Raw genomic sequence first — 20,665 nt, 5'->3', positions numbered from 1 at the left:
ACCCGGTGAGGGCGATGATCGCGACGAAGGCGAACGCGACGACAGCACGGGCAAGCGGCCGTGGCCGTCGGACTGCATACATGTCGCCTCCCCGGGTGGCGGACGTGGGTCCTCGTGAAGTGTGTCGTCACGCGTCTGTCATCGACGTTTCCGGCGGGTGTCCGGCCTCGTAGGCTTGCTCCTTTCTGCCGACATCCTGGCTGGCGGAGGTCACGGAGGTCAGCCACTGGGTGAAGTCCTGCGCGGGCATCGGCCGGCACACGCCGTACCCCTGCACGCCGTCACAACCGAGATCGATCAGGCACCGCCCGGTCGCCGGCGTCTCGACACCCTGGGCGATCACGCACAGGCCCCGTTCATGCGCGGCCCTCACCCACCCGCTCACCAGGGTTCTGGCCAGCCGACTCTCGACAACCTGGCCGCCGAACCGTTGGTCGATCTTCACGGTCTGGACCGGAGCGTCGGCCAGGATCGACACCGCGCCGTAGGCCGCGCCGAAGTTGTCGAGGCACAAGCCGGCACCCGCATCGCGCAGACGCAGCATCGCCGGGATAGCGCGGTCTGGCTCGATCATCATGATCGCTTCGCTCACCTCAAGTTCGAGCGAGGCCGGTGGCAGTCGGCGATCTTCGATGAGGCGCCGCACGAGATCAGCGACGGACTCGCCGTAGAGGCTGCGTGCTGCGAGGTTCACCGAAACCCTGACGTCGAGTCCGCGGGCCAGCCACTGGGCCTGCCTGTCAGCGGCCTCTCGCAGCACCCACTCGGTCAGGGTCGACATCAACGAGGTGTGGGCGACCTCGGGGATGAACATGCTCGCCTCGAGCAGTTCGAATTCGGGATGGCGCCATCGCGCCAAGACCTCCGCCGAGCAGATCGTCGAGTCGGCGGCTCGGACTGGCTGGTAATAGAGCTCGAGCTGATGGTCGGCCAGCGCCCGGCTCAGCTCCCGCACGGTCGTGGCCGCGGGTTCCGGCGGCTTGGTGACCGCGACCTCGGTGTATTCGGCGACGCCCGCTCCCGAGTGCTTCGCTCGATACATGGCCATGTCGGCGCTGCGCAGGAGGTCCTCCGCCGCGGTGCCGTCGGCGGGCGCCCACGCCATTCCGATGCTGGCGTCGACTTGCACCTGGCTGCCGGCGATCGTCATGGGCCGGCGGATGGCGTCGCGAATCCTGTCGGGCACCGCGCGGGCTGCGGCGCGGTCGGCCACACGGGGCAACAGCACCGCGAACTCGTCCCCACCGAGCCTGGCCGCGACGCTGGAAGGCCCGCTCTCCCGTTGAATCACGTCGGCCACCGCGGCGAGTAGTTCATCGCCGGCATGGTGGCCCAAGGTGTCGTTGACAGCCTTGAACCTGTCGAGGTCTATCAGCAGCAGCGCGGCCGGAGCCGCATCGGTCGCGTCGGCCAGGATCTGCGGCGCCACTCGGCGCATCAGCATCCGGTTGCCCAGACCGGTCAGGGGGTCCTGAACCGCGGCACGGTCTTGTCTGAGTTGGTTGCGGCGTACCTGCAGAATGCCGGCGATCGCGAGAACGAGGGCGAGTAGCCCGCCGCCATAGAGCAGCCACGTCGATCGGCTCAACGACTCCTCGACCGACGTGCTCGGCAGCACCACCTCGGCCACCGCGTCCACGACGCCGTCGCCGTTGGCGTCGTACGGGTGGTAGACGACCAGGTTTTCGCCGTGGCTGGGATCGCCGGTCGCCTCGCCGATGAACGGCTTGCCGGCCTGCGCCCGCTCGAAGACATCGGGACTCGGTGCGACGATGCCGTCCTGGCCTTCGTCCGCGTAGACGAGCTTTCTGGTCGCCATCGACCAGATGCTGAGGTCGACCACCTCACCGCGACGCTTCAGGAGGATGACGTCCGCCTTCAAATCCGAGCGGTTCACCGGATGCATTCCGTGGGTGATGTCGGTCAGGGTCAGGCTACGGTCGATCACGACCGAGCTGAGGAGCTCAGCCTCCTGGACAGCGCTCTCCAGCGTCCGCGACCGGATCTGCTCGCGGAAGGCCAGAACGCCGGTGACAACTGTCAAGATCACAACGGCTACCACCGCGACCAACACCCGCCACGACGCCAAACCGCGTGACTCTGTCGGTGCCGTGGATCTTTTGGCCAACGGAAACCCCCGTCCCGTCACCACCAGCCTACCTCCGCCAGCGTGGTCGCGGCCGGGGTGGCGGGCAGCGGGTCAGGTCAGCGGAGCGGGTCGGCGAAGATCGCCGTGCCGCCGGGGCTGACCCGATCGGTCCAGGCCGAACCGTCCCAGAATCGATAGACGTGCCGGCCGGTGGGGTCGGGATACCAGCCGGGCGGCGCAGTCGGGGCGGGCAGCCGGTCCCGTTCGGGGATGACCTCCAGCCCGCCGTCGAGGAACGTGTCCACATCGTTCAGCGGGACCAGCCGCGCGCCGAGTTCGCCTGCGCGCCGGGCTTGCGGGAGGCGTACGTCCGTGTCGGCGAGCACGGCCGCGGCGACCGAACGGGTGAGGTTCGTGGCGAGCTGGTAGCCCGCGTCCTCCAGGCGTACCCGCGTCTGCCGGGGGACGTGCGGGCTGCACCACACGCGAGGGCCGGTGCCGGTCGGCTGCGCCGGGAGGTCCGGAGTGAGGTCGGCGAAGTAGTCGGGCACGTCGAGCAGCCTCGCGATCGTGGTCAGCCGCAGTTGTTCCGGCTGGGTCAGTACCCCACTGCCGAGCGCCGCGTCGCGGAGTCCGTCTAGGAAGCGAAGGTGCAGTTCCCGCACCTGCTCAGCGCCCAACCCGGCCCTACCGGCGAGGCGGCCGAGGCGTCGGGCCTTGTCGCCGGTGAGCCGGCCGTCGGCCAGCGCCTCGGTGAGGTAGTCGAGGTACGGCTGCGCCCCGATCGGGTCGTGATCAGACATCGAGACCGGCAGCTTGGTGACGATGGACCGGATCCAGCCGTCCTGACCCTTGCGCAGCCGGGTGACCCGCGTACGCGGACCGGCGAGTCGCCGCAGCCGGGGCAGCGCCGTCGGCGTCACCGGATAGCGCAGCGTCGGCGCCGCCGCCACCAGCCGCGGCAGGAGTTCGGCGGTGGCCCGGACGTCGCCGAGCGCGGTATGCGCGTCGCGCAGGTCGATGCCGCACACCTCGCAGCAGGTGGCCAGCCGATAGTTGGGCGAGGCCAGGACTTCCCGGGCGATACGCAGAGTGCAGAACGCCGGGATCGGCGGCACCTCGATCGGCAGTCGGGCCAGCTCGGCGGCGAGGAAACCCTCCTCGAACGCGGCGTTGTGCGCCACCACGATCGTGCCGTCGAGCCGGGCGAGGATCTCCCCGGCGATGTCGCGGAAGGTGGGCGCGCCGGTGACCATGTCCTGGCTGATGTGGTGCAGGAAGGTCGGGCCGGGATCGCGGCCCGGGTCGATCAGGGTCGCCCATTCCTCGACGATCCGGTCGTCCTCCACCCGGGCCATCGCGATCTCGACGATCCGGTCCTCCACGGGGAAGAGCCCGGTGGTCTCCAGGTCGATCACGACATACGGGCCGCGAGGCAGCTCATGGCCGTCCACGCCCAGCTCGGCATACGCGAAAAGCTCCATCGCGTCCGATTGTCGCAAGAGGATACGACAGAGTCGTATCCTCTTGACGCCTACGAGTCGCTACCTGGACATGGCCGGCGGGACCAGCACGGACCGGCTGTAGTCCTTGAGCGTGATGGCGTCCGCCTTGGACATCAGCTTGGTCATCATGTTCTTCATCGGCCAGTGGTTGGCCATGCGCATGGACAGGTTCCGCATCGAGATCATGAAGTTGTTCGCCGGCGCCATGCCCTTGGCCCCACCCGGCGGCAGTTCCTGGCCCTGCTTGACGTAGGCGGCCATCTCCCGCTGATAGCGGGCGAACGCCGCCTCGTGGTCGTCCGGCGTCGCCGCCAGCTCACCGGCCAGCACGTACGCCCCGACCAGCGACAGGCTGGTGCCCAGCCCGGCTAGTGGCGAGGCGCAGTACGCCGCGTCGCCGAGCAGCGCCGTGCGGCCCTGCCACCACTGGTCCACGCGCACCTGGCACATGTTGTCGAAGTAGAAGTCGTCGGCCGCGGGCATCGCGGCCAGGATCGCGGGGACCTTCCAGGCGGCCCGGCCGAACTTGCGCCGCAGGATCTCCTGCTGCGCCCGGATGTCGCGCCGGTCGAACTGCAAAGGCGGCGACAGGAACGTCAGCATCGCCTTCGCGGTGCCGCCACGCTCCGGCCGGATGCCCACGCACAGGCCGCCGGGCTCGTTGTACATCAGGAACCAGTGGTCCAGATCGCCCGGGTCCGGCACGGTGAAATACGCCGTGTACGCGCCCAGCTGCGTCACGAACTTCTCCTCCGGCCCGAAGACCAACCGGCGTACGCCCGAGTGCACGCCGTCCGCACCGACGACCATGTCGAACCGGCGGACGGTTCCGCTGGCGAAGGTGACCTGTACGCCGTCGGCCAGCTCGGTCATCTCGGCGATGCGGTCGCCGAACAGGTACTCGACGTCGGTCGTCGCCTCGGCCAGCACCTGCGTCAGATCGCCGCGCATGATCTCGATCTCGGCCACGATCCCCTCGCCGCCGAACATGTCGGCGGGCATCGCGTACGTGCGCTGCCCCTTGGCGTTGACGCCGGCGATGCCGCGCTCGTCGACGCGTAGTTCCTTGACGCGGGGCATGATGCCCATCCGCTCGGTGACCTCTTTACCGGCGCCGCGCAGATCGACGGCCTGGCCGCCGGGCCGGAACGTCGGCGCGATCTCGACCACCGTCGGCGTGAAGCCGTACCGCTTCAGCCAGAAGGCCAGGGCCGGTCCGGCGATGCTCGCGCCGGAGATCAGGACCGTCTTGCTCATGACTCCCCCAGGGTGTCTCGTGTACGCTGTACATCGTGATGCGTACACCATACGTTCGCCCCCTAGAACAGCGCAAGTGCCTAGAACACCAGCTGTTTCAGCTCGCCGCTGTACTAGAACACCTCGGTACGCGCGGAGCTGCCGGGAACCGACAAGCGGCGCCGCAAAGTCCGGTCGCGGACAGTGGTGTACTAGTACAGCCCGACCCTGTGACGGAGGAGCCGTGAGCGTCCCGCCCTACCAGCGCATCGCCGACCAGATCCGGCATCGCATCAGCACCGGGGAGCTGCAACCGGGACACCGGGTGCCGTCCGCGCGCGCGATCACCCGCGAATGGGGTGTGGCGCTGGCGACCGCGACCAAGGTGCTCGCCGTGCTCCAGCAGGACGGCGTGGTCACCGTCGTGCCCGGGATCGGCACGATCGTTGCGGAACTCGACGCGGCCCCGGCGAACGATGCGCGCTCGACCGCGGGGCCTTCGAGCGGCGCGGCCGCACGGGTGTCGGGCCGGCGGGCCGAAGGCGAGCTGACCCGCGACAAGATCGTCCGCAAGGCGGTCGAGATCGCCGACGCCGAAGGGATGAACGAGGTCTCGATGCGCCGCATCGCGGCCGAACTCGGCGCGGCGACGATGTCGCTCTACCGGTACGTGCCGAGCAAGGACGACCTGATCATCCACATGATCGACGTCACCATGGGCGAGGAGAACTTCCCCCCTGAACGCCCGGCGGGCTGGCGCGCACAGCTCGAGTTCGCCGCGCGGCTCCAATGGCGGCTGTTCCACCGCCACCCGTGGCTCGCGCCGGTCCTGTCCCTGACCCGGCCCCAACTGGCCCCGAACGCACTCCAGCACACCGAGTGGATCCTCGGCGCGTTCGACGACGAGGGCCTCGACATGCTGACCCGGATGCTCGTCCACATCACGATGTTCAGTTTCGTCCGCGGCATCGCCACCGCCTTCGAACCGGAGCAGGAGGCCCAGCGCGAGACCGGGCTGACCGAGGACGAATGGATGCAGACCCAGGAACAGGCCTTCCACGACTTCGTGAGCGCCGGGCACCTGAAGCGGTTCTTCGAGTTCACCAAGACCGTCGAGTTCGACTTCGACCTGGACAAGCTGTTCGAGTTCGGGCTCGGCCGGATGCTGGACGGCCTGGCCGCCTTCGTCGAACACGCTCGGCCTTAGCGCCTTGTCTCCGGGGCGGATCAGGGTTGCCCCTGGTTGCCCGGCCCTCGTGGATCGTGGTTGCGTTGCCTGATGTTGTTGAAGACCTTGGGGAAGGCTTTGGGGTTTCTCGTCCTGTCCGTGGCGTCGGTGGTGCTCGCGGCGATGCTCGTCGGGATGTTCGCCCCGGCGTGGGCGTCGCGCGACGGGCAGCCGTGGCCGGTGATGACGGTGGGTGCCCTTCTGATCCTCGGCGTGACCGCGCTCTGCCTTCGGCTCGAGCGGCGTGGCTGGGCGACTGCGGGACTGCGGCCGGGCTGGGCCTGGCTGCGTCAGCTCGCGATAGGACTGTGCTCGGGCGCCGCGCTCGTCGGAGGACTGGCATGGTTGCTCATGCTCGGCGGAGTCCTTTATTGGCAGCCGAATCGGCCGTTCACCATGGCACTGATGCTGTCCGGCACGACATACTTCGTGTTCGCGGTGTTGGTGGAGGAACTGGTCTTTCGAGGTTACGCGTTGCGGCGGCTCGCCGAGGGGATCGGCAAAACCAAGGCGATTGTGGTCATGGCTGCCCTTTTCGGCGGCTACCACGTGCTCAGCATCGGGTCGAGCCTGTCCGTGAAAAGCGGCGGCAGCGAATTGGTGTGGACCGCGGTGGGTCCGCTGGTCGGCGCGATCGTCTTCGGCGTAGCCGCGCTGCGCACCGGCGGCATCGCGCTTCCGCTCGGGCTGCATCTGGGCTGGAACTGGATGCAGTGGCAGTTCTTCACCTTTCCGGGTGACGACAATCCGATCGGATTGTGGAATCCGATCGTCACAGCGCATTACGCGGACAACCCGGCGGTGTTTCGCCTCGGCTACCTCGTGGCGATGACCGTGGCGTTGCTGGTGGTCCTGGCCATCACCCGGAAGAAGCAAGGTCTGCGCGCACCGACCCTGCGGGTGGCCAGCCTCTAGTGAGGACCCGACGCGTCGGAACGGGCGCAGATACGGCCCGCGTTCGCGGCCCTTTCGCGCTGGATCAGGGATCTGGGTCGAATCTCGGCCCAAGATTCGGCTTAGATCCCTGATCCGGCTGCTTCCGCGAGGCGTGAGCGCGCCGCGCCGCGACTGCGCGGGGCGAGCGGGGCGGGCGGGGCGAGCGGGGCGGGGCGAGCGGTCAGCTGACGCCGAGCAGGACGATGTCGAGGTCGCGCAGCCGGTCCTCATCGGTCTCGAACTCGATGCCGGTGATCTTGTCGGCGTCGAAGGTGAACGCCAGGACCGCCTTGGCCCTGCCACGATGCGCCCATACCGCCGCAGGTACGCCGTCGACCAGCGCGAGCACGGCGGCTTGCGCCCGCCCGGAGAACATCGCCGCCACCGCTTGAGCGCCTTGAGCGTCACCGGCAACCGCGTCGGGATCGAGCAGCTCGACGAGCGCGGTGAAGTCCCCGGCACGGGAGGCCGCCAGGAACGCCGCGATGACTTCGCGCTTACGCGATCGGGCGGCGTCGGACGCGGCCGCCGCGCCCTGTACCCGGCGCCGGGCCCGGCTGGCGAGCTGGCGTGCCGCGACCGGGGACCGGTCGAGGATCGTGCCGATCTCGGCGAACGAGACGTCGAAGACGTCGTGCATGACGAACGCCAGCCGCTCGGCGGGGGTCAGCGTGTCCAGCACCACCAGCAGCGCGACGCCGACCGAGTCCGCCAGCAGCGCCTCGTCCTCGGGACCGGCCGAGCCGGTCGGCATCGCAGGCTCCTCCTGCTCAGGCGGCAGTGCTCCAGCCGGGTCCTCGCGTCGCGTACGGCGGGATTCCAGCATGTTGAGGCAGACCCGGGCGACGACCGTGGTCAGCCAGCCGGCCGGGTTCTCCACCTGATCGGTGTCGGCCCGGCTCACCCGCAGCCACGCTTCCTGCACCGCGTCCTCGGCGTCGCTCGACGAGCGCAGCATCCGGTACGCCACCGCCCGGAGCCGGTCCTGATGCTCGGCGAACTGCTCGTTGAGCCACTCCTGCTCGGCCATGTCACGTTCCTCCGCTCTCCCCTGTCATACCGAATGACCGGCGAGAACCAGCCGATGTGACATCCCGAAAAACTACAAGGAGAAACCCATGAACCTGCACCTGAGCGCCCTGATGCTCGGCGTACGAGACCTGGACCGGGCCAAGAAGTTCTACGCCGAAGGGCTGGGCTGCGAGATCGAGAAGGACACCCGGCACTTCGCGCTGCTCAACCTCGGCGACGGTTCGCCGCAGCTGGCGCTCTACGAATGGGACGCGGCGGCCCAGGACGCCGGTGTCTCCGCCGAGGGAACCGGCTTCCGGGGCGCTTCGTTCCACTACAACCCGGCCACCCGGGCCGAGGTCGACGAGACGATCGCCAAGGCGGTCGCCGCCGGCGGCAGCGTGGTGAAGGAGGCGGCCGCCGCCCAGTGGGGCGGATACTTCGGCTACTTCAGCGACCCGGACGGCTACCTCTGGAAGGTCACCACCTACGGCGAGTGACCCTCCCCGCATTTGCCAGCTGCGTTTTCCCGCTGGATCAGGAATCCGGGACGGATCTTGGGTCAAGATTCGACCGGGAACCCTGATCCAGCGGGAGAAGCCGGAAGGATTGAGTCATGAAGTTTCGGACGTACGTCGAGCCGCCGGAGCCGATGCACGGGCTGGAGGTGCCGCCCGAGGTGGTGGAAGCCCTCGGCGGCGGCAAGCGCCCGCCGGTCGTCATCACGGTCAACGGGCATACCTGGAAGAGCCGGGTCGCCATCATGCGCGGACGCAACCTGCTCGGCCTGAGCAACGCCAACCGTCAGGCCGCCGGCGTCACCGTGGGCGAGGAGGTCGAGGTCACGCTGGAACTCGACGCCGAACCCCGCGTCGTGGTCGAACCCGACGACTTCGCCCGCGCGCTCGACGCCGATCCCGCTGCTCGGGCGGCGTACGACGGGTTGGCGCACAGCCATAAGCGGGAGCATGTGCTGGCGATCGAGAGCGCGAAGAAGCCGGAGACCCGGGCGCGGCGCATCGAGAAGGCGATCGCGATGCTGCGCGGCGACTAGGTCCGGCTCTTCTCCTGAGAGCGCTCTCGGGTCTAGCGTTCTGGCTGCGGCGTCCCGAGCCGCATGGCAGAGAGGCCAGACCCGATGAGCAAGTTCAAGCCCACGATCGAGGACGTGGGGCGTGCGGCCGGAGTGTCCCGGGCGACCGCATCCCGCGTGATCAACAACGCGCCCGGGGTGGCGGCCCCGTTGCGGGCCCGCGTCGAGGCTGCGATCGCATCTCTGGGATACCGGCCCGACGAGCACGCACGGGCATTGGCCTCAGGGCGTACGCGGGCCGTCGACGTCGTCGCGATCAGCTGTCCCGACGCGGGCTGGCTCGGCAATCACCCCTACTTCGGCCGCGTCCTCGCCGGCATGGTGCCCGTGCTCGACGGCGTCAACACCCAGCTGCGGTTGCACGCCATCGGCCGCGGGCAAGCCGCCGACGCCATCGACGAGATCGCCGCGAACGCCACGCTCGGTGCGGTGCTCGCCGACGTTCCGCCCGACTTGGCGGCCCGGTTCCATCGCCGGTGCCGCCGCGTCGTGTCGATGGTGCCCACCTCCTCCGTCGTTCCGGGGATGGCGGCCGACAACATCGGCGGGGCGTACGCCGCGATCGAGGAACTGCACCGGCTGGGTTGCCGGAGGATCGCCGCCGTGCACGGCCCGATCCTCAATCCCTGCGCGACCGAACGGCGTACCGGTCATCGGCGGGCGATCGAGCGGTTCGGCCTCGCCGAGCTGAGCGCCGACGAGGACTTCAACCGCCACGGCGGCTACCGGGCGACCCAGCGGCTGCTCGAGCGGCACCCCGACATCGACGGCATCTTCGTCGCCTGCGACCTCATGGCCGCCGGGGCGATCCAGGCGATCACCGCGAGCGGGCGGCGCGTGCCCGACGACGTCAGCGTCATCGGGTTCGACGACAGCATCGTCGCGAGCTGCACCAACCCGCCCCTGACCACGATGGGGCTGCCCGTCGAAGAGATGGCCGCGGCCGCCACCCGCCTGTTGCTCGACGGCGTGCCGCCGAGCGGCCTCCGGATGCGCTTCCCCGTCAAGCTCGTCCGCCGCGACAGCACCCGACGCGTGGCCGGCACCGCACCCGCTGAACCGCCGAACGGCCTGATGAACTGCTGAGCTGTCGAAAGGCAGGCCCCCTGTGGTGCTTTCGGAGGAGCGGGTCGAGGCCCGCCCGTCGGCGCTGCGTCTGACGCTCGCCTCCCCGCTCTACCGCGGCGCCGCCGTCGCTCTCTTCGTGTCCGCCCTCGGGCTGTCGGCGGCCGCACCGCAGATCGCGTCGTTCCTCGTCAACGATCTCGGCGGATCGCTCGCCGCGGCCGGACTGTTCTACCTGACCAGCCTGACGGCCCCGATCGCCGGCTATCTCGTCGGCGTACGCTCCGACCGCACCGGCCGGCGACTGGGTCTGTTCCGTGTCTGCGCCGTTCTCGGGTTCCTCGGCTGGCTCGGCATCGCCTGCTCCACCCAGCTCTGGATGCCGTACGCGATCAGCGCGGTCGTGCTCGGCTTCGGCTGGGCGGCGACGTCGCAGGTGTTCGCCGCCGTCCACGACGAACAGGTGGCCCATCCGAACCCCGCCAACGACGGGGTGATCGCCATCGTCCGGATGGCGCTGACCGCCGGCTGGGTGATCGGCCCGGTCGCCGGATACTTCCTGGCCGCCCACACCTCCGTACGCACGATGCTCGCCGCGTCGGCGGTCGCGACGCTGGCCCAGATCCTGCCGCTGGGCCGAATCCGGACCACCGGCGTCGCGACCCGCCCGGCGGCGCAACCCGCCCCCGGCGTACGCACCATGCTGCCGTTGCTGGCGTTCACGGCGCTCTACGTGCTGGTCTACGTCGGCGAACCCATCAAGTACGCGTACCTGCCGATCTACATGACCGGACAGCTGCACTTCTCCGCCACGCTGAGCGGATCGATCATAGGCATCCAGCCGCTGGTCGAGATCGTCCTGATGCCACTTGCGGTGCTGGTGGCCCGGCGGACCGGCATGGTGTGGCTGATGGTCGCGGGCGCGGCGTTCGGCGTGGCCGCCAACCTCTGCTTCGCGTTGACCGGCAGCGCCGCCGGACTGTTCGCCGGGCAGATCCTCATGGGCGCCGTATGGGGCGTCTTCGCCGCCCTCGGCATCATCGTGGCCCAGCGACTGCTGCCGACGGCGGTCGCCACCGCCTCGGCGATCTTCCTGACCTCGACCTCGCTGGCCATGGCCCTCGGCGGGGTGGCCGGCGGACTCGGGGCGGACGCCGTCGGGCTGCCGCTGGTGTTCGGAGTCCCGGCCGTGCTCGGACTGGTGGCCGTCGTCGGCCTAGCCCTGTTCTCTCGCGCCGAACCCAGCCCGGAGCGCCCGGACCGCCCGTCGCGCCCTCAGGAAGCAACCAGATCAGGGTTCTAAGCCGAATCATTGCCCAAGATTCGACCCAGAACCCTGATCCAGCGCCAAAAAGCGCCCGACGCGAGCGCCGGCGCGAGGGCGGAAGCGAAGCGGAGCTAGATAGCGCGGGAGCGTAGCCGCCGCAGCATCCGAGCGTCCTCGAAGCCGACGGCACGCGCCGCCGCCTCCACCGTCGCACCGTGCCCGATCAGGTGCTCCGCGCGTTCGACGCGCAGCAGTTGCTGGTAGCGCAACGGGGTCAGGCCCAGCACCCGATCGAACAGGCGGGTGAGCGTACGCTCGCTGACTCCGCCGGAGGCGGCCAGCTGGGCCAGTGGCAGGCGGTCGGCGTACCGGGTGTCGATGACGTCTTGAACGCGGTGCACCGCGTCGTTGACGTGGGCTCGGTGGCGCAGCATCGCGCTTTCCTGGCGTTCGTCGCCGTTGCGGCGGGCGTACACGACCATCTCGCGGGCGACCCGCGCGGCCAGGGCCGGGCCGTGCCGCTGGGCGAGCAGGTGCAGGGCCAGGTCGATGCCGCTCGCGATGCCGGCCGAGGTGACGACTCGGCCGTCCACGACGTAGAGGACGTCGCGCACGACGCTGGCCCGGCGGTAGACGTGGGCGAGTTCGTCCTGCAGGTCGTGGTGGGTCGTGCAGCGGCGGCCGTCGAGCAGGCCCGCCTCGCCGAGGGCGAACGCGCCCGCGCATACCGACGCGACCGTCCCACCTCGACGGTGGTGTTCGCGCAGCCGCTCCAAGGTCGAAGGGGTAAACTTTGTCCGATTGTGCGCCGATGCCGACTTCCAGCCGGGCACCACCACGAGGTCGTCGGCGGTCAGCTCCGGCCATTCCGTCGCGCCACGCAGGGGCAGACCCTGATTGGCGAGGACGTCTTCCCGCTCGCCCACGTACGCCAGCCGGTAGCCCGCGCCGAAGTCGGCCGCGGACGAGAACGTCTGCGCCGGTCCGGCCAGGTCCAGCAGGTGCACGCCGGGGGCGAGCAGGAAGACGACGGTGCTCACGGTCCGGTCAGCTCCTCGACGGTGGCGATCGTGGCGAACCGGCCGCTCAGCGCGTACTCGGTGCGGGCGAGGATCGCTTCGACGCCGAGCGTGCGGGGGTCGGCCAGGATCTCCTCGATCGACCGGCCCCCCGGGGCGTCGCGGTGCTCGATCGGGTTGGTGGCGGTCGCGTCGGTCACGAAGGTCACCGCGTACCCGAGGTCGGAGGCGACGCGCGCGGTGGTCTCGACGCACTGCTCGGTGCGGATGCCGCAGACGACGACCTCGCCGATCCCGGCCTCGACCAGCCGCTGCTGCAGGTTCGTCGTGGTGAACGCGTTGTGCGAGGTCTTGCGCAGGATCGGCTCGCCATCGGCCGGGGCGAGGCCGTCGAACAGCCGCACGAACCCGAGCGCGGGATCGAACACCGTGCCGGAGCCCGGCTCCTCGTGCAGGACCCAGACGATCTGCTCGCCGTTCGCCCGGAACGTTTCGGCCAACCGGGAGACCTGCTTGGCGATCTCCGGGTTGGAGGAGGCCGCCCAGATCGGCCGCTGCCGGAACGACTCCTGAACGTCGATGACGATGAGTGCTCGCTTCTTCATGTTCCCGATCCTGCCCGCGTACGCCGTGCGGCGTCAGGCACCATCATGCCGCGCACCGGACCGATCCGGTCACCGGCCGCGACGGCATTTGCCCGGTGATGAGATCATGGTCCGCATGGTCGAGACCCGCACTGTCGTGGCCACGCCGATGGCCGACCGTCTCGTGGGGGCCGTCGGCCTCCCCCTCGCCGGAGCCGGAGTCGGCTGGCTCGCGAGGCTGGCCGCGGGCTGGATCGCCGGGTTGCCCTGGGCCCCGTTCCAGGGCGTGTTCAAGACGATCGACAGCTTCAGCGAGCCCGCCGCGACGCTGGTCACGATCGCGATCGGATTCGCCGCCGGTGTCGTGTTCGCGTTCACCGCCGTCGGCGAGTGGCTCACCGTGACGGTCACGCCCGCGTCGGCGTCGCTCGCCCGGGTCGGCGAACCGGTCACCGAGATCGCGCGCGGCGACGTGGCGAGCGTCTTCGCCGACGGCAAGGACCTCGTCCTGCTCGGGTCGCAGGGTCAGGAGCTGGCCCGGGAGAAGTCCGACATCAAGACCGAGCAGCTGAAGGCCGCCTTCGCTGGGCACGGCTTTCCCTGGCTCGACGGCGGCGATCCGCACCATGAGGCGTACAAGCTGTGGGTGCCTGGCGTGCCAGGTCTGCCGGAAGGCGCCGACGCGGTCCTCGCCGCGCGGGCCGAGGCAGTCCGTAAGAGCGAGGACGGCGACAAGGCGACGTACCGCAAGGAACTGCTGCGGCTCGGCGTGATCGTGCGCGACGAGAAGAAGCACCAGTACTGGCGATTGCCCGGCTGACGCGCTACGGCGCCTCCATCGTCTGGGACCGGGCCATCTCGCGGAACGCGGCCTCCAGATAGAAATCCAGGCCGCGCCGGGTCCCGGCCAGCAGATCCGCGATCATCACCGGGGCGTGCAGGGCCACGGCGCGCGCTCCCGGCCGCGCGATCCCATCCGCTTCTTCCGGATGTACGCCCAGCGCACCGGCCAGGATCACGAGAAGCACTTCGGGGTCGGCCTCGGGCAGCCAGGCGAGCGCGGACTTCGTCGTGGTCTCCAGCACCGAGCGCAGGTCGTCCGCGTCGAGCCCGTCGGGATGCGACTCCTCCAGCAGCATCCGCAGCACGTCGCCGAGCAGCGGACCGGCGGTCGACGGGTCGAACGCGGCTAGGTCGGCGGCCGCGGCCCGCAGTTCGTCGGCGTCGGCGACCCGGGCCGCCTCGACCGCGGCGTTCGCCGCAGCCGCCATCGACCGGGCGGCGGGCGGAAGATCACGGAGGCTCACCGCCTCATTCTGCTCCCGCCCGCCGACACTCAGTACCGGTAGGCCCGGATCACCGTCAGCGTGACGGTGTTGCCGTCGCTGTCTCGTACCGAGCCGCGCAGGGACATGAAGCCGTGCCCGGCGGGGTGCCGAACCAGGGCCAGGCCGGCCGCGTACGGGACGCGGAGCCAGCTGAGCCCGTCGTCGACGGAGACTTCGACGGTCACCTCACGCAGCGCGCCGACCCGGGCGCCGGGCGCGGGCGTCACCTGCACCGGCATCAGCAGATCCATGCTCGTGGCGGTGTTCTGCCCGTCCAGGCGCGGGGCGAATCGGATCGCCCACAGGGGCAGGACCCGGCTGGGGGCGTACGCCGAACGGAACTCCCACGCCGCCGTGATGTTCGTCGACAACGCGTACGGGATGCCCCGGGTGCTTTGGGCGACCAGGCGGTAGCGCGAGTCGGCGGCCGGGACGGCGAACGAGCCGTATCCGGCCCACTCTTCCCGCCCGGCCTCGGCACCGTCGCGATACAGCACAGTGGAGCCGGTTTCCCCGCTGTCGCCGGGATGTCCCGCGCCGTCGGCGTACATCGGCAGGTCGACCGTGATCGTGTCGCCGGACCGGGTCACCCCCGAATGCCAGGTGACCTCCGGGCCGGGCAGCGACGGCGAGACGACCCCGCCGTTGAACGTCTCCGTGCTCGCCGACCCGCCCCGGTACGCCGTCCACGCGCCGGTCGTGACGGTGCAGCCGAAGCACTCGCCCCAGGTCTCGTAGACCCGCGTACGCCACTGCGTCGGCCCGTCGCCGTTGAAGTGCCGCACGATCGTGCCCGGCACGGGTGCGGCGTACGCGACCGCCGACGCGTGCGTCTCCTGGCCGGGCAGGCGGCTGACGGCGTACCAGTCGGCCGTCATCGCCGGGTCGTTGCCGCCGGCGAAGGTGGTGGTGACCGTTGCCAGCTCGGCCGGCTGCACCGCCCGCTGGTAGCCGGAGATCAGGTGGCCGTCCTGGTTGTAGCGCACGGCGTACACGTCGTGGCCGGAGTCGGTTCGCCACTGTCCGCTGATCGAGGAGGCGAAGCCGGCCACGTCGTCGCCGAGCTGCGCGGTGTACAGCGAGTCCCAGCTGCCGGTGAACAACCCGCCCTCGGTCATCAGCCCGGCGGCGTTGGTGAAGGTGTAGTGCGCCGAGGCCATCACCAGTCCGGCGGCGGCGTCGGGCACGGTCAGCGAACTGCGCTTGGCCGTACGCGCGTCGAGCACCACCGTGGTGTCCCCGGCGACCTCGAAGCGCGGCTGCACCAGTTCGGCCGCCTTCAACGCGGTCCGATCGCCGTTGGTGATGACCCCGTCGAGCAGGTACGCACCCGCCGGGACCTCGATCGTCGCCGGCCCTCGGGAGGTCACGTCGTAGTAGGTGGAGAGGTCCTCCGACAGCAACGCTGACTGGTAGTCCGCTGCCGGCTCCCCGTCGAATCCGATGTGGATGAACGTGACCTGATAGGTCGCCGTCGCCGTCGCCGCCGGCTTCGACACAGCGGCTTTCGCGCCGGGCAGCGCGAAGGTCGCCGGGGAGTCCAGCGCGTCGGCCGCCGCCACGCGTACGCGCCCGCCCGCGACCCGCGTCACGAACGGGACCTTGTCGCGCCCAGGTCCCGGGTCGACGACGGGCGCGCCGCCGACCATCGTCACGCGATCCCCGGTCGGCAGCCGCGTACCCGTCGCGTCGATGGTGGCCTGCGTCGGTTCGCCGGTCGCCCGGCTCGGCAGCGGCCCGGCGATCAGCAGCGCGATCGTGCCGAGAACGCTCAGCACTCGTCTCATGATGACTCCGTTTCCTTCTCGGTAGGTCATCCAGAGATGTGCGTGCGCCGCCGATTCTTACGCCGGAAGCCATAATGAGGGCGTGAGCGACGGGTGGCCCGAGCGGCTGATCGAGGAGTACGGGCCGGCGTGGCATCCAGGCCCCTTCGAACGAGGCACCGACGGCCCCCGCGTCATCGTCGCCGGCGTCGACGGATCGTCGACCGGCCTGCGCGCCGGGGCGTACGCCGGTGGCCTGGCCCGCCGACAGCGATCCCGCCTGGTCGTGGTCTACGTCGCCACCCCATCGGTGTGGACGGCGATGGCCGCCAGCGCCGCCGCGGCGCAGGAGCAGTTGTTCGACGACCAGATCCAGGAACTGCGTACGCAGATCCGGGACCGGGCCGCCGAGTTCGGCATCTCCACCACGTTCATGGTCCGCCGGGGCGACGCCTTCGCCGAGTTGCGCGACGCCGCCGTCGAACTGCGCGCCGACATGGTCGTGGTCGGCGCGTCCGAGCAGGCCGGACATCGGTTCATCGGGTCGGTCGCCGCCCGGCTCGTCCGAGCTGGGCGCTGGCCGGTGACCGTCGTTCCGTAGTCCGGCCTGCTCGATCAGACGCTGAGCAGTTCGGCCACCGCCTCCGTCGTCTCGCCGTACGCGCCGAGCAGGTCGGCGACCGGCGAACCGGCGTCCAGGACGCCCCACGAACCGGTGACGCCCAGCAGGCCGGCGACCGCGTCCGTCGGCTCGGGATGCTCGGCCAGCAGCCGCGCGACCGGTCCGCCGGAGACCACCACGCCCGCCGCAGCGGCCGGGGCGGCCGCGTCGGGCGACCACGGCGGCGTCCAGCTGTCCAGCTCCGGCAGACTGCCCGGGAAGGTCCGGCCGGCCTCCCGGACGAGGACCGGGACCAACTCCGGGGCCTGCTCCTTCAGCGTCTTGATGAGCTGCGGCAGCCACGGCAGCAGCACCGGGTCGGGCAGCTGCGCGAAGGCCTTCGACAACATCTCGACGACGAACGAGGTGAGCCCCGGCACCGGCACCAGCGCCTGGAGGAAACCGCTGACGTACTGCGGCATCGCGGGCAGCACCATCGGGTTGCCGAGCAGCTCGTCGACCCGCTCCCGCAACCGCGCCAGCGGCAGCAGACCCAGCTGATGGTGCGCCGCCCACAGCAGCGCCACCTTCGCCGGGGCCTCCGGGTGCGACTGCTGGACCGAGATCTCCAGCTGCGCCCGGTCACACCCCAGCGACAGGGCCAGGTTCTCCATCCCGAACAGGAAACCCAGCATCGCCGCGACCTGGCGTACGCCGGTCTCGTCCTCCACGAACGCCGTCGGCAGCAGCGTGCAGTAGTGGGCGTACCCGGTCTTGACGAAGTCCTCGCACCAGCCGGGCAGCCCGCCGCGCTCCCCCGACCGGTAGTACGCGAGCAGCCGGCGGATGCGCTGCAACACCTCCGGAGCCTCGTCGACCGTACGCTCGGCGGCCAGCAGTTCGACCGCCCGCGCGCCGAGTTCGTCGGTGAACCGGCGGCTGCGCAGGTAGAGCAGCGAGTCCTCGACCGCGGTCAAGGCGCCGGCCGCCGTCGCCGACGGCGCCCAGACCTCCCGCCGCAGCCGCTGCTCGAGCACCTGCTCGACGGTGATCCCCTCGTAGCCCAGCTCGATGAGATACCGCTGGCTGCGCCCGATCGCGAGGTCCCAGCTCTCCTGAATGGACTTCCGGCCCAGCGTCCGCTCGCCCATGATCGGGCGGACGACGTCGGGCGGCATCAGCCGCCGCAGCACCCACAGCAGATCCGAACACGGCACCAGTTCGGGCTGCGCCTTCAAGTCCAGCAGCGCCCGCTGGATGGTGCGCGCCTCCACGTTCACCTTGAGCGGTTCGAGCCGGTCGTAGACGTCGCGGGCCAACGGCGGCAACGCGTCGTAGCCGACCTGCCCGATCCGGTCGCCGCCGAGCATGATCTCGCAGAGCCGCCGGACGTCCCGGCGACCCGGCACGGCCTCCTTCTCGATGCAGGTCACCGCGGCGTCGGCGAAGTCGTACGGCGTCGGCCGGGCCCGGTTGCGCATCCCGGCCAGCAGGATCGACGTCTCGAACACCGCGATCGCGTCGGCCGTACTGGCCAGGTAGCCGTGCCGGCGGGCCAGCCGCACGATCTCCACCGACCAGCCCAGCAGCTCCGCCTCGTCCAGGCCGTCCAGCCGCGGCGGGCTGGCCAGGAACTTCGTGAGCTTGTCCGTCACCGGTTCGGCGACGGCCGCCGGCGGTGCCACCGTAGTCTTGGCGGCCGCCCGTTTGCGCGTACCCGTCTGGCCCTGGAGCTGGAACGGCTTGACGCCGGTCCGCGTGAGGGACTTGGCCCAGGTGGCGGCCGCGATCGAGACCGAGCCCGAGGCGAGCCCGAACTGGGCCTCGATCGCCGAGTGGCTGGACGGGATGAGCCCGTAGAGCCACTTGGTGGCCGACCGCGGGCTGATCTCCCAGTCCGAGCCCGTCAGCCCGAACTCCGGCACGTGACTGGCCGCGTGGAACGCGCCGCACACATACAGCGCCTGCGACGGGTCCACTCCGGACGAAGCGAGGTGCTCACGCATCCGCGTCCACATGTAGCGTTCGCGGTCCTCGTCCACGGTGACCCGGCTCGGGTCGCCCGGGGCCAGCCGCCGGAACAGACTGCCGATGAGGACCATGACCTGTCGATACGTCGCATGGTCCGCGCCGGTCGAACCGAGCGGCTGCTCGACGTACTGGTCCCACCACTCCGACCAGTGCCGCACCTTGCCGTGGTGCAGCAGGTACGCCTCCAGCTGGCCGAACCGGGGCCGCAGGTCGCCGATCTCCACGCCGACCGCGTCGCCGTGCAGATCCTTGCCCTCGGCGTCGTCCTCGGAGTCGGCGTCGCCGTCCTGCGTCGTCGTCTCCTCCGCCCGCGGCGACCACTGGAACACGTGGTCGGTCGACCGGTCCACACAGACCAGTTCGACCCCCGGCGTGTCCAGGGCGTACGCGATCGCCTGGTACTCGGCCGAGGCCTCGGTGATCGGCGCGACCACGCTCAGCGGCGACCAGTCCGGCGGGAAGCCGTCCACCTCGGAGGCGAACGCCTGCACCGCGACCGGCAGCTTGCAGTTGCGCAGCTCGTCCAGCAGCGGCCGCAGATCCTCGCACAGTTCGAGGTAGACGACCTGCGGTCGTTTCTCCCGCAGCCGGCGGGCCATCGCCAGCGCCGAGGCCGGCGAGTGATGGCAGACCGGGAAGATCTCCAGCGGCTCCCGCAACGCCCGGTCGACGTCGGTGACGATGCCGGCCAGGATGCCGTCGAGGTCGCCCGGGCCGCCCGCGAACTCCGCCGCCGCCTCCAGCAGCTGGTCCCTCAGGGGATCGAAGGCGGTCATGACAGGGTGGCGATCGCCTCACGGCCGCCGGCGAGGAACTCCGGCCACTCGCCGCCGTCGGCCTTGCTGCGCGGCTCCACCACGCCGTGCCAGTACTTGTTGAGGATGGCCAGATCCTCCGGGCTGCGCCGGGCCAGCGACCCGACCAGCGAACCGGCCAGCGTGTGCGCCTTCAGCTGGGCGTCGCCGAAGAACTGGCTGTGCAGGATGGCGTCCTCCAGCACGCCGATCTGCTCGGCGGTCGACAACGCCGACTCCAGCTTCTCGTCGTCGCTGGTCGCCGAGGCCGCCGCGGTACGCAGGTCGGCGAAGCTCTGCAGCAGGATGTCCAGCAGCGTCGGCGGCACGTCCAGCTCGATCTGGTGCCGCTTGAGCAGCTCGACGGTGCGGAAGCGGACGATCTCCGCCTCGCTCTTCTTGTTCGTCACCACCGGGATGCGCACGAAGTTGAAGCGCCGCTTGAGGGCCGACGACAGGTCGTTGACGCCCCGGTCCCGGCTGTTGGCGGTGGCGATGATGGAGAAGCCGGGCTTGGCGAAGACGATGTTGTCGTCGTCCAGCTCGGGGATCGACACGTACTTCTCCGACAGGATCGAGATCAGCGCGTCCTGCACATCGCTGGTCGACCGGGTCAGCTCCTCGAACCGGCCGACCACGCCCTGCTCCATGGCGGCCATGATGGGCGACGGGATCAGCGAGTCACGCGACTGGCCCCGCGCGATCACCATCGCGACGTTCCACGAGTACTTGATGTGGTCCTCGGTGGTGCCGGCGGTGCCCTGCACGACCAGCGTCGAGTTGCGGCAGATCGCCGCGGACAGCAGCTCGGCCAGCCAGCTCTTGCCGGTGCCCGGGTCGCCGATCAGCAACAGGCCCCGATCCGACGCCAGGGTGACGATGGCGCGCTCGACGAAACTGCGGTCGCCGAACCACTTCTGCGGGATCTCCCGGTCGATGCCGTCGGCCCGCTCCGAACCCAGCACGAACATCCGGACCATCCGCGGGCTCAGCCGCCAGGTGAAGGGCTTGGCACCGGTGTCGATCGACTCCAGGTAGTCCAGCTCCTCGGCGTACTTCACCTCGGCGGGAGCGCGCAGCAGGTTGACTGATTGTTCTTGAGTCATCAGCGT

18 protein-coding genes are annotated in these 20,665 nt (G+C 70.2%); 8 read left to right on the top strand and 10 right to left on the bottom strand.

What is annotated here, in order from left to right:
• Positions 1 to 127: 127 nt before the first annotated feature.
• The 3 genes from HDA40_RS33950 to HDA40_RS33940 form a co-directional block, all read right to left on the bottom strand.
• Positions 128 to 2,074 (bottom strand): putative bifunctional diguanylate cyclase/phosphodiesterase, encoded by a 1,947-nt coding sequence (locus tag HDA40_RS33950; protein ID WP_253761874.1) that lies wholly within the window; start codon positions 2,072 to 2,074, stop codon positions 128 to 130.
• A gap of 131 nt (positions 2,075 to 2,205) precedes the next feature.
• Entirely contained in the window at positions 2,206 to 3,573 is a 1,368-nt protein-coding gene (locus tag HDA40_RS33945) for an exonuclease domain-containing protein (RefSeq protein ID WP_253761873.1), read from the bottom strand.
• A 60-nt stretch (positions 3,574 to 3,633) separates the two neighbouring features.
• Positions 3,634 to 4,851 carry an FAD-dependent monooxygenase gene (locus tag HDA40_RS33940; protein ID WP_253761872.1) on the bottom strand — a complete coding sequence of 406 codons (1,218 nt, stop codon included), beginning with the start codon at positions 4,849 to 4,851 and terminating at the stop codon, positions 3,634 to 3,636.
• Positions 4,852 to 5,074: 223 nt separating this feature from the next.
• Between HDA40_RS33940 and HDA40_RS33935 the strand changes: the two genes are divergently transcribed.
• Positions 5,075 to 6,037 carry a TetR/AcrR family transcriptional regulator C-terminal domain-containing protein gene (locus HDA40_RS33935; RefSeq protein WP_253761871.1) on the top strand — a complete coding sequence of 321 codons (963 nt, stop codon included), beginning with the start codon at positions 5,075 to 5,077 and terminating at the stop codon, positions 6,035 to 6,037.
• A gap of 72 nt (positions 6,038 to 6,109) precedes the next feature.
• The gene (locus HDA40_RS33930) at positions 6,110 to 6,973 is read left to right on the top strand and encodes a CPBP family intramembrane glutamic endopeptidase (RefSeq protein ID WP_253761870.1); all 864 of its coding nucleotides are present in this window, start codon (positions 6,110 to 6,112) and stop codon (positions 6,971 to 6,973) included.
• Between the two features lie 202 nt (positions 6,974 to 7,175).
• On the opposite strand, the gene HDA40_RS33925 is transcribed toward HDA40_RS33930, so the two are convergent.
• A complete protein-coding gene (locus HDA40_RS33925; RefSeq protein WP_253761869.1) occupies positions 7,176 to 8,024 on the bottom strand; it encodes a sigma-70 family RNA polymerase sigma factor in 849 nt (282 codons plus the stop codon).
• Positions 8,025 to 8,112: 88 nt separating this feature from the next.
• On the opposite strand from HDA40_RS33925, the gene HDA40_RS33920 reads away from it, so the two are divergent.
• From HDA40_RS33920 to HDA40_RS33905, 4 genes are all read left to right on the top strand, one after another.
• On the top strand, positions 8,113 to 8,505 hold the full coding sequence (locus tag HDA40_RS33920; RefSeq protein ID WP_253761868.1) for a VOC family protein: 393 nt from the start codon (positions 8,113 to 8,115) through the stop codon (positions 8,503 to 8,505).
• Between the two features lie 116 nt (positions 8,506 to 8,621).
• Positions 8,622 to 9,059, top strand: coding sequence for a YdeI/OmpD-associated family protein (locus HDA40_RS33915; RefSeq protein WP_253761867.1), 438 nt, complete (start codon positions 8,622 to 8,624; stop codon positions 9,057 to 9,059).
• 84 nt (positions 9,060 to 9,143) lie between these two features.
• Positions 9,144 to 10,184 (top strand): LacI family DNA-binding transcriptional regulator, encoded by a 1,041-nt coding sequence (locus HDA40_RS33910; protein ID WP_253761866.1) that lies wholly within the window; start codon positions 9,144 to 9,146, stop codon positions 10,182 to 10,184.
• Positions 10,185 to 10,206: 22 nt separating this feature from the next.
• Complete coding sequence (locus HDA40_RS33905; protein ID WP_253761865.1) at positions 10,207 to 11,466, top strand: MFS transporter; 1,260 nt, start codon at positions 10,207 to 10,209, stop codon at positions 11,464 to 11,466.
• Between the two features lie 95 nt (positions 11,467 to 11,561).
• Here HDA40_RS33905 and HDA40_RS33900 read toward each other — a convergent pair whose 3' ends face one another.
• Both HDA40_RS33900 and HDA40_RS33895 read right to left on the bottom strand, forming a co-directional pair.
• The gene (locus tag HDA40_RS33900; RefSeq protein ID WP_253761864.1) at positions 11,562 to 12,470 is read right to left on the bottom strand and encodes a GlxA family transcriptional regulator; all 909 of its coding nucleotides are present in this window, start codon (positions 12,468 to 12,470) and stop codon (positions 11,562 to 11,564) included.
• Positions 12,467 to 13,054 (bottom strand): cysteine hydrolase family protein, encoded by a 588-nt coding sequence (locus HDA40_RS33895; protein WP_253761863.1) that lies wholly within the window; start codon positions 13,052 to 13,054, stop codon positions 12,467 to 12,469. The genes HDA40_RS33900 and HDA40_RS33895 overlap by 4 nt, the downstream gene beginning before the upstream one ends.
• 115 nt (positions 13,055 to 13,169) lie before the next feature.
• Between HDA40_RS33895 and HDA40_RS33890 the strand changes: the two genes are divergently transcribed.
• Positions 13,170 to 13,853 (top strand): YqeB family protein, encoded by a 684-nt coding sequence (locus HDA40_RS33890; RefSeq protein WP_253761862.1) that lies wholly within the window; start codon positions 13,170 to 13,172, stop codon positions 13,851 to 13,853.
• A gap of 4 nt (positions 13,854 to 13,857) precedes the next feature.
• Here the strand turns inward: HDA40_RS33890 and HDA40_RS33885 are convergent, their stop codons facing one another.
• Together HDA40_RS33885 and HDA40_RS33880 are read right to left on the bottom strand one after the other, a co-directional pair.
• The gene (locus tag HDA40_RS33885; protein WP_253761861.1) at positions 13,858 to 14,340 is read right to left on the bottom strand and encodes a hypothetical protein; all 483 of its coding nucleotides are present in this window, start codon (positions 14,338 to 14,340) and stop codon (positions 13,858 to 13,860) included.
• A gap of 29 nt (positions 14,341 to 14,369) precedes the next feature.
• Entirely contained in the window at positions 14,370 to 16,148 is a 1,779-nt protein-coding gene (locus tag HDA40_RS33880; RefSeq protein ID WP_253761860.1) for a hypothetical protein, read from the bottom strand.
• Between the two features lie 82 nt (positions 16,149 to 16,230).
• Here HDA40_RS33880 and HDA40_RS33875 point away from each other — a divergent pair, with 82 nt between their 5' ends.
• Entirely contained in the window at positions 16,231 to 16,728 is a 498-nt protein-coding gene (locus tag HDA40_RS33875; RefSeq protein WP_253761859.1) for a universal stress protein, read from the top strand.
• A 14-nt stretch (positions 16,729 to 16,742) separates the two neighbouring features.
• On the opposite strand, the gene HDA40_RS33870 is transcribed toward HDA40_RS33875, so the two are convergent.
• A complete protein-coding gene (locus HDA40_RS33870) occupies positions 16,743 to 19,535 on the bottom strand; it encodes a DUF5682 family protein (RefSeq protein ID WP_253761858.1) in 2,793 nt (930 codons plus the stop codon).
• Positions 19,532 to 20,659, bottom strand: a complete 1,128-nt coding sequence (locus HDA40_RS33865; protein WP_253761857.1) for an ATP-binding protein — start codon at positions 20,657 to 20,659, stop codon at positions 19,532 to 19,534. The genes HDA40_RS33870 and HDA40_RS33865 overlap by 4 nt, the downstream gene beginning before the upstream one ends.
• Positions 20,660 to 20,665: the final 6 nt, after the last annotated feature.

This window comes from Hamadaea flava (assembly GCF_024172085.1).
Lineage (GTDB): Bacteria > Actinomycetota > Actinomycetes > Mycobacteriales > Micromonosporaceae > Hamadaea > Hamadaea flava.
Note: the sequence above shows the minus strand (reverse complement) of the source record. Positions and strands in the feature narration are given on the sequence as shown.

Coding starts and splice junctions, on each gene's coding strand:
- HDA40_RS33890 (WP_253761862.1), top strand. CDS start 13,170: ATGGTCGAGACCCGCACTGTCGTGGCCACGCCGATGGCCGACCGTCTC.
- HDA40_RS33910 (WP_253761866.1), top strand. CDS start 9,144: ATGAGCAAGTTCAAGCCCACGATCGAGGACGTGGGGCGTGCGGCCGGA.
- HDA40_RS33915 (WP_253761867.1), top strand. CDS start 8,622: ATGAAGTTTCGGACGTACGTCGAGCCGCCGGAGCCGATGCACGGGCTG.
- HDA40_RS33880 (WP_253761860.1), bottom strand. CDS start 16,148: ATGAGACGAGTGCTGAGCGTTCTCGGCACGATCGCGCTGCTGATCGCC.
- HDA40_RS33895 (WP_253761863.1), bottom strand. CDS start 13,054: ATGAAGAAGCGAGCACTCATCGTCATCGACGTTCAGGAGTCGTTCCGG.
- HDA40_RS33925 (WP_253761869.1), bottom strand. CDS start 8,024: ATGGCCGAGCAGGAGTGGCTCAACGAGCAGTTCGCCGAGCATCAGGAC.
- HDA40_RS33945 (WP_253761873.1), bottom strand. CDS start 3,573: ATGGAGCTTTTCGCGTATGCCGAGCTGGGCGTGGACGGCCATGAGCTG.
- HDA40_RS33865 (WP_253761857.1), bottom strand. CDS start 20,659: ATGACTCAAGAACAATCAGTCAACCTGCTGCGCGCTCCCGCCGAGGTG.
- HDA40_RS33930 (WP_253761870.1), top strand. CDS start 6,110: ATGTTGTTGAAGACCTTGGGGAAGGCTTTGGGGTTTCTCGTCCTGTCC.
- HDA40_RS33940 (WP_253761872.1), bottom strand. CDS start 4,851: ATGAGCAAGACGGTCCTGATCTCCGGCGCGAGCATCGCCGGACCGGCC.
- HDA40_RS33870 (WP_253761858.1), bottom strand. CDS start 19,535: ATGACCGCCTTCGATCCCCTGAGGGACCAGCTGCTGGAGGCGGCGGCG.
- HDA40_RS33920 (WP_253761868.1), top strand. CDS start 8,113: ATGAACCTGCACCTGAGCGCCCTGATGCTCGGCGTACGAGACCTGGAC.